The organism is Allobosea sp. 01N443, assembly GCF_056399325.1.
Map to the genome: position 1 here is coordinate 1 of NZ_JBFTRC010000254.1, position 6,807 is coordinate 6,807.

Annotated in this window: 6 protein-coding genes; 3 read left to right on the forward strand and 3 right to left on the reverse strand. The window is 64.1% G+C overall.

The features are described from left to right. On the forward strand, positions 1-585 hold a 585-nt coding region (locus tag AC1DRP_RS33555), incomplete at its 5' end, for a sensor histidine kinase (protein ID WP_476770783.1). A gap of 233 nt (positions 586-818) precedes the next feature. Further along, positions 819-1,571 carry an SDR family NAD(P)-dependent oxidoreductase gene (locus AC1DRP_RS33560; RefSeq protein WP_441491032.1) on the forward strand — a complete coding sequence of 251 codons (753 nt, stop codon included), beginning with the start codon at positions 819-821 and terminating at the stop codon, positions 1,569-1,571. Between the two features lie 112 nt (positions 1,572-1,683). Here the strand turns inward: AC1DRP_RS33560 and AC1DRP_RS33565 are convergent, their stop codons facing one another. Beyond that, positions 1,684-2,484, reverse strand: coding sequence for a YggS family pyridoxal phosphate-dependent enzyme (locus AC1DRP_RS33565; RefSeq protein ID WP_476770784.1), 801 nt, complete (start codon positions 2,482-2,484; stop codon positions 1,684-1,686). 243 nt (positions 2,485-2,727) lie between these two features. Beyond that, positions 2,728-4,218: a MocR-like pyridoxine biosynthesis transcription factor PdxR gene (gene pdxR / locus AC1DRP_RS33570; protein WP_476770785.1), complete on the reverse strand. Its 1,491-nt coding sequence runs from the start codon at positions 4,216-4,218 to the stop codon at positions 2,728-2,730. Positions 4,219-4,332: 114 nt separating this feature from the next. Between pdxR and AC1DRP_RS33575 the strand changes: the two genes are divergently transcribed. Next, complete coding sequence (locus tag AC1DRP_RS33575) at positions 4,333-5,577, forward strand: benzoate/H(+) symporter BenE family transporter (RefSeq protein ID WP_476770786.1); 1,245 nt, start codon at positions 4,333-4,335, stop codon at positions 5,575-5,577. Between the two features lie 539 nt (positions 5,578-6,116). Here AC1DRP_RS33575 and AC1DRP_RS33580 read toward each other — a convergent pair. Further along, positions 6,117-6,807 (reverse strand): GntR family transcriptional regulator (locus AC1DRP_RS33580; RefSeq protein WP_476770787.1); only part of this gene is annotated, 691 nt, incomplete at its 5' end.

Below are 6,807 nucleotides of genomic sequence, written 5' to 3' on the forward strand. Positions count from 1 at the left end.
GTGCTGAAGAGCGATGACATGGCGAAGGTGCGCACGCTGGCGACGATGATGCAGAGCAGCGTTGGCCGGATGTCGCGCCTGATCGACGACGTTCTCGATTTCGCACGCGGGCGACTGGGCGGCGGGTTCATTCTCGAGCGCGGTGCCGAGACGAACCTGAAGCCTGCGCTAGAGCAGGTGATCGGCGAACTCCAGACCGCATATCCCGATCGCGAGATCGCGGCGGCGCTGCGGTTCGACGGCGTCATCGACTGCGACCCGGCGCGCATCGCCCAGATGGCGTCGAACCTCATCGCCAACGCATTGAGGCACGGCGCCGAGGACGGCCCCGTGATCGTGGACGCTCATCGGTCTCCCGACTATTTCGAGCTGTCGGTCTCGAATTCCGGAGAGCCAATCCCGCCTGAGATCATGGCCGAGCTCTTCAAACCCTTCGTGCGCGCCTCCGCCAGATCCCACCAGCAGGGCCTCGGTCTTGGCCTCTATATCTGCGCGCAGATCGCCAAGGCGCATGCAGGCACGCTGGATGTCATCTCGACATCCGAGGGCACGCGGTTCAGATTCAGGATGCCGCTCACCCTCTGAGCGACCCGGGTTTCGATCGGCGCCTATCGCCTCCGGGATGCCCGCCGGTGATGCGCGACAGAAATTGCCCCTTGCCCCGAAAAAGGAGTTCGCGCCCGCGATGGAGCGGCCGGCATGATCCGCCCCTCACTGGGGTGTGGACACATCGACGCCGGGCCATATTCGGATTGAGGCCGGTTTGCCGAAAGCGCACCATGGCGTGATCAGTCAAATGGTTTGAACGGGGCTACGGAATGGAAATCTCCTTCAGGGGCAAGAAGGTCGTCGTCGCAGGCGGCAGCCGCGGCATCGGGCGATCCATCGCGCTCTCTTTCGCGGCGGCAGGCGCCGATGTGGCGATCTGCGCTCGCAATCCCGAGGGGCTCAGCGCCGTCGAAGCCGAGTTGAAGCGGCATGGCGGGGCGGTTTTCAGCATGGCATGCGATCTCGGCGAGGGCTCTGCGGCCGCGAGCTTTGTGGCTGACGCTGCTCGCGCGCTCGGCGGCATCGACATCCTGATCAACAACGCGTCGGGCTTCGGCTCGAAGGATGACGAGAGCGGCTGGCTTGCCAGCATCAATGTCGACCTGATGGCGACCGTGCGCGCCACCCAGACGGCGATACCGTTCCTGGAGGAAGCGGGCGGCGGCGCCATCATCAACATCTCGTCGATTTCCGGCCTGACGGCGGTGCCGCGTTCGCTGCCCTACGCTGCCATCAAGGCGGCCGTGGTCAACTACACCATGGGGCAGGGGCGGGCGCTCGCACCGAAGCGCATCCGGGTCAACGCCATCGCGCCGGGCTCGATCGCGTTTCCGGGCGGCTCGTGGGAAAATCGCAAGACGACCGATCCGCAGCTCTACGAGCGCACGCTCGGCAGCATTCCCTGGGGGCGCTTCGGGGCGCCGGGAGAGGTCGCCAATGTCGCCCTGTTCCTGGCGAGCGACATGGCAAGCTGGGTGACCGGGCAAACGATCGTCGTCGATGGCGGGCAGTTGCTGACCTGACACAGCGGTGAAGACCTGGGCCTGACGAAGCTGCATGAGGCGCAGYCGGCAACCCGCATTGCCGCCGGATCATGTCTGCTTTCGGAAACAGAACAGGCTCGGCTCGGTGTCGTCACTCTTCCGGTCGCGAGGTCGGGATGAGACCAGGCCAGTAGAGCGCGTCGCTGGTCGGTCGCGCACCGAAAATGGCCTGGCCGACCCGAACGACGTCGGCGCCTTCCTCGATGGCGCACTCGAAGTCACCCGACATACCCATCGACAACTGCACAAGGCCGGGATCGATGCTGACGGCGCGGTCCCGCAGGGTCCGCAGCAGCCGGAAACAGGCGCGCACGCGCTCGGAATCCGCACTGAAGATTGCCAGCGTCATGAGGCCGCGCGGCTTCAGGCGAGGGTACTCGGACAGACATTCGACGAACGACACAAGATCGTCGGGATGCAGGCCGTACTTGCTGGCCTCGCCGGACGTGTTCACCTGAACGAAGACGTCGAGGTCGCGCCCCTCGGCCTCCAGCCGGCGGTTGAGCTCATCGGCCAGCCGGACGCTGTCGAGGGCATGGAACTCCGTGGCGAAGCGGGCGAGATACTTGACCTTGTTCGTCTGGAGGTGACCGATGATGCTCCAGCGGATCGGCAGGTCGCCAAGCACCGACCGCTTGTCCCGGGCCTCCTGAAGCTTGTTCTCCCCAAAGCTGGAGATGCCTGCAGCAAAGGCGAGCCGCAGGATATGGGCGGGAACCGTCTTGGTGACCGGCAGCAGATGCACATCGACTGGATTTCGCCCGCAGCCCTGGCACGCTGACGCGATGCGCTCCTGAACGGCTTTCAGGTTCATCGCAAATGCTTCGGCAGGGTCATGACCGAAGCGGGCGATATCCTCGGCCGAAAGGGCGCCCGTCGATGGTGCATTCATGTCGAAGCAAGCTCCAGATGAGACCGCCGGGCAAGTCTTGCGAAGACCTTGCCGAGGGCGGCAACCCGACGATCCCGCCTTGATGCAGGTCCGTTATACCCAGATGAAGTGTAGTCCTGGCACATGCGACTGTTGATCTGCGGCGGATCGCTTCGTCGGTATTTATCTTGAAAATGGCCTGCTGCACCCATCCACTTGCAGAGGATAAGGCCGGCCATTTGCGGTGAGCCGGACTGCCCCGGTCTACGCGCTCTTCACAGTCCGGAATGCGCTCGAGAGCTGCTTGACTGCGACCTCAAGCTCGGCCGGAGTGTAGGCCGCGAAGCCCATCAGAAAGCCAGCCTCGCCATTGCCAGAAGCATGAAGGGCCGACAGACCCAGAAGCTCGACGCCAACGCGCTGCGCGGCGTCGATGGCCGCACGCTCTGAAAGGTCGCCGGTCAGCGCGCACGGCATCTGGAGTCCACCGATCGGGACCCGAGGCTCGACGAAAGCCGAAAGCTCCGTCCGCACGAGGCTTGCCAGGATTTCGAGCCGCTCGGCGTAGACATTACGCATGGCGCGAACATGCGCTCCGAAATGTCCTCCCTCCATAAAACGGGCGAGTGTCAATTGCGCGATCGAGGCGGTGTGGCCGTCCAGGAGCGTGCGCGCAATCGTCATTGGCTTGACCAGCTGCGGGGGCAGCACGACATAGCCGACCCGCAAGCCTGGAAAGAGCGATTTCGTGAATGTGCCGATATAGACGGTCCGGTCATGCTGATCGAGACCCTGAACGCAGGCCATTGGTTTGCCGGCGTAGTGAAACTCGCTGTCGTAGTCGTCCTCGATGATCCAGGCCTGATGCTTCGCTGCCCATTCGATCAGGGAGAGACGCCGGTCGAGCGCAAGTGTCGCGCCCGTCGGAAACTGATGGGACGGCGTCAGGAAGACGGCCTTGGCCTTGCGCGGATCGTCACGCAGTTGCTCGACCAGAATTCCCTGATCGTCGACGCGGATAGGCGCAGATTCCAGACCGGCTGCATCGAAGGCCTTGCGTGCCCCGTAATAGGCTGGATCCTCGATAAAGATGCGGTCTCCAGGATCCAGCAGCATATTGGCGCAGAGCGCCACTGCCTGTTGTGAGCTTGTCAGGACCAGCACGCGGTMGGGATGAGCGCGGGCGCCTCTCTCCAGGTTGACATAGTCTGCAATAGCGCGTCGAAGCGGCTCCGCGCCCTGGGGATCTCCGTGAAGAAGCGCCCGCGTGCCGGTCTCCTTCAGCACCTGCCGCTCCAGGCGTTGCCAGAGCGCGAGCGGAAAGCTGCGCGTCTCGGGTACGCCCGGGGCAAACGGCCGGGGAGATAGCTGCTCGCGAACGCCGCCACCGCGGAAGATGGCCGCTCCGCGTTCGCTGAGGTTCGAAGCCGGGCTACGCCGCAGTGCGCCGCGATGAGAGAGCCTGAGGCCAGGAGTGAACTCGGTCATCTCAGCCACGAAACTGCCGCTGCCCACCCGCCGGTCGATGAAGCCCTCGGCATGGAGCTGGGCATAGGCGGCCTCGATCGTGTCGCGGGAGAGACCGAGCGATTTGGCGAGCGCCCGCGAGGCCGGCAGCGGCTTGCCGGGACCCAGCGCACCATCGAGGATCATCTGCCGCAAAGCCCGTTGAATACGCGCGTGAAGCGGCAGTTCCGCATGGGCGGGATGGGCAAGCCATGCCTTCACCGATTCCAACTGAGAATGCTTGAACAATTGGTCTGACTTGCTCGAAGAAAGTGGAGGGGATGAACAGACCATTGATCCGCTAGGAGTCAAGCCGCCTCGCTGGCCCGGGCCAGGCGGGTTTTCAGGATAACGACCACGATCATGCCGCCTGTCTCGTCACCACCATCGCTCACTCCAAGTGATCTCGCGCCTCCGATCGTCGCGGGACTGATCTCTGTCATCGTCAACTATGGGGGAACCTTCATTCTGGTCTTTCAGGCCGCAAAGGTTGCGGGGCTCAGCCCGGAGCTGACGGCATCCTGGGTCTGGTCTGTTTCAATCGGCGTGGGGCTGACGGGGATCTATCTGAGCTGGCACTTTCGCGAGCCGATCATCACGGCCTGGTCGACGCCGGCGGCGGCGTTCCTCGTCACGGCACTCGCCACGACCCCTTATGCCGAGGCGGTCGGTGCTTACCTGATCTCGGCGGCCGCATTCGTCGCCCTCGGGCTGTCGGGCTATTTCGAGAAGGTCGTCAGGCTGATCCCGCCGGGCATCGCATCAGGCTTGCTCGCCGGTATCCTGCTGCAGTTCGGCATCGGCGCGTTTGGCGGTGCGAGCGTCGATCCTCTGCTGGTTGGGCTTCTGATCATCGCCTATCTCGTGCTGAAGCGCTTCATCCCTCGCTATGCTATCGTTGGCATTCTGGTGCTCGGCCTCGCCTTCTTGACTGTGCAGGGACGTGTCGATCTCGCGGGGCTTCAGTTCAAKCTTGCGGCTCCGGTGTTCACTGCGCCGGACATTTCGCTCAATGCGCTCTTGAGCGTCGCGTTGCCGCTGTTCCTGATCACGTTGACCGGGCAGTACATGCCGGGGATGCTCGTCCTGCGCAATGACGGCTTCAGGACCAGCGCCAATCCGATCGTGACCGTGACAGGTCTCGGTTCGCTGATCATGGCGCCGTTCGGTTCCCACGCCTTCAACATCGCAGCGATCACCGCGGCGATCTGCACGGGCAAGGAAGCGCATGAGGATCCGTCCAAACGGTGGATCGCAGGAATCGCCGCAGGCGTTTTCTATGTGCTTGTCGGCGTCTTCGGCGTGGCTCTGGCGGCGGTCTTCATGGCATTCCCAGCGACCTTCATCACGACGCTCGCAGGGCTGGCGCTAATGGGCACGATTGGCGGCAGTCTCGCCAGCGCTATGGCCGACCAGAGGTCGCGTGAGGCGGCGTTGATCACGTTCCTTGCCTCATCGGCCAAGATCAGCCTGCTCGGCATCGGCGGGGCGTTCTGGGGGCTGGTGATCGGGCTCGTCGCCTATGTGATCCTGCATGGCCGTTTGCCGCGCCGTGAGTCTGTCGAGGGCGCTCGTCCGTCGGCAGTCGGCAGAGGCGGGGCAGAGTGAGGGCATGCGGACTTCGCCTTCGTCAATGTCGGCCGACCCGAAACGTGATCCTTCTCGTGCAATCCCACGCCTCAGCTTTCGAGCAGAAACCGAACCATCTCACGCGAATTATCGGGGCCGCCGCGTCAGCTGCCCAGACGATCGCCACACCACCAAGCATGTCCACTACCATGGACAATCCGGTGTTCGGCAATCGTCTGACTTTTGCCGCTTCCGAACAGGCACCGCGTGACGGGCTTGCCGTTTACGACCGCATCGGTCGGCTTCTGACGAGCGATGCCTTACGCCAATATGCGCACCTTCGGCTCACGAGCCCATTGCCGGGTCCGGGGGGCTCCAGGAGGATTTCGGCCTTGTCGCCGAGCCTGACCATCGACTGTCCTGAGGTCCAGTCAGACACGCCAGCCACGTTCGTCGCTGCGGCGGGCGGAGACGGGAAGAGGCCCGGCAAGATCGGGCTGGAGGCGACACTCGAAACAACGGCGCTCCCCACAGATTTGCCGACGCGGAGATCAGATTTCCGCGTAGCGTCGCTGTGGTCACTCCGTGAATTCCGCGGTGCGTGTGCTCCCGGGCCCGGTCGCAAGGGCTGCGAAACGCTCCTCCGTGAACAGTTCCTCGATCGTCTGGAGCGTCTTGGTGTAGTGCGCGACGAGCAGGGCACAGGCCTCTTGCGGGGTGCCGTTGAGCACCGCCTTCATCAGCGCCTCGTGCTCGCTCTGCCCATTGCGCGGCATCCTGCCAAAGGCGTGCGAGATCGAGATATAGCGCGAGGCATGGTCGGCCAGGATCTCGCRGAACTCGAGCAGCCAGGGCGACCCGCAATTCGCCAGCAGCGCCCGGTGGAAATTGCGATGGGCGTCCTCCCAAGCGGCGCGCTCCGCAGGGAGATCCGAGCGATAGCGCGAGAGCCGGTGGAGGGCGAGCACGATGCCTTCCTCCCAGCGCTCGTCACGATGGCTGATCGCTTCCTCGAGCGCCCTGGTTTCGAGCCAGCAGCGCGTGCGGACGAGGACCCGCCAATCGTCGAGGGCAATCGTCGGCACCGAGAAGCCACGCTGCTCGTGCCGCTCGACGAGGCGCTCCGATGACAGCCGCGACAGGGCCTCGCGGACCGCATTGCTGCCGACGCCATAGGTCGAGGCAATCCCCTCGATGCGCAGCTTCTCACCCGGCCTGAATTCGCCCTGGATGATGTCGCTGCGCAGTTTCTGGTAGACCGTCGTCGAC

Bases quoted from the DNA above. Each gene is read 5' to 3' on its own strand.
- AC1DRP_RS33560 (WP_441491032.1), top strand. From the start codon at position 819: ATGGAAATCTCCTTCAGGGGCAAGAAGGTCGTCGTCGCAGGCGGCAGC.
- AC1DRP_RS33565 (WP_476770784.1), bottom strand. From the start codon at position 2,484: ATGAATGCACCATCGACGGGCGCCCTTTCGGCCGAGGATATCGCCCGC.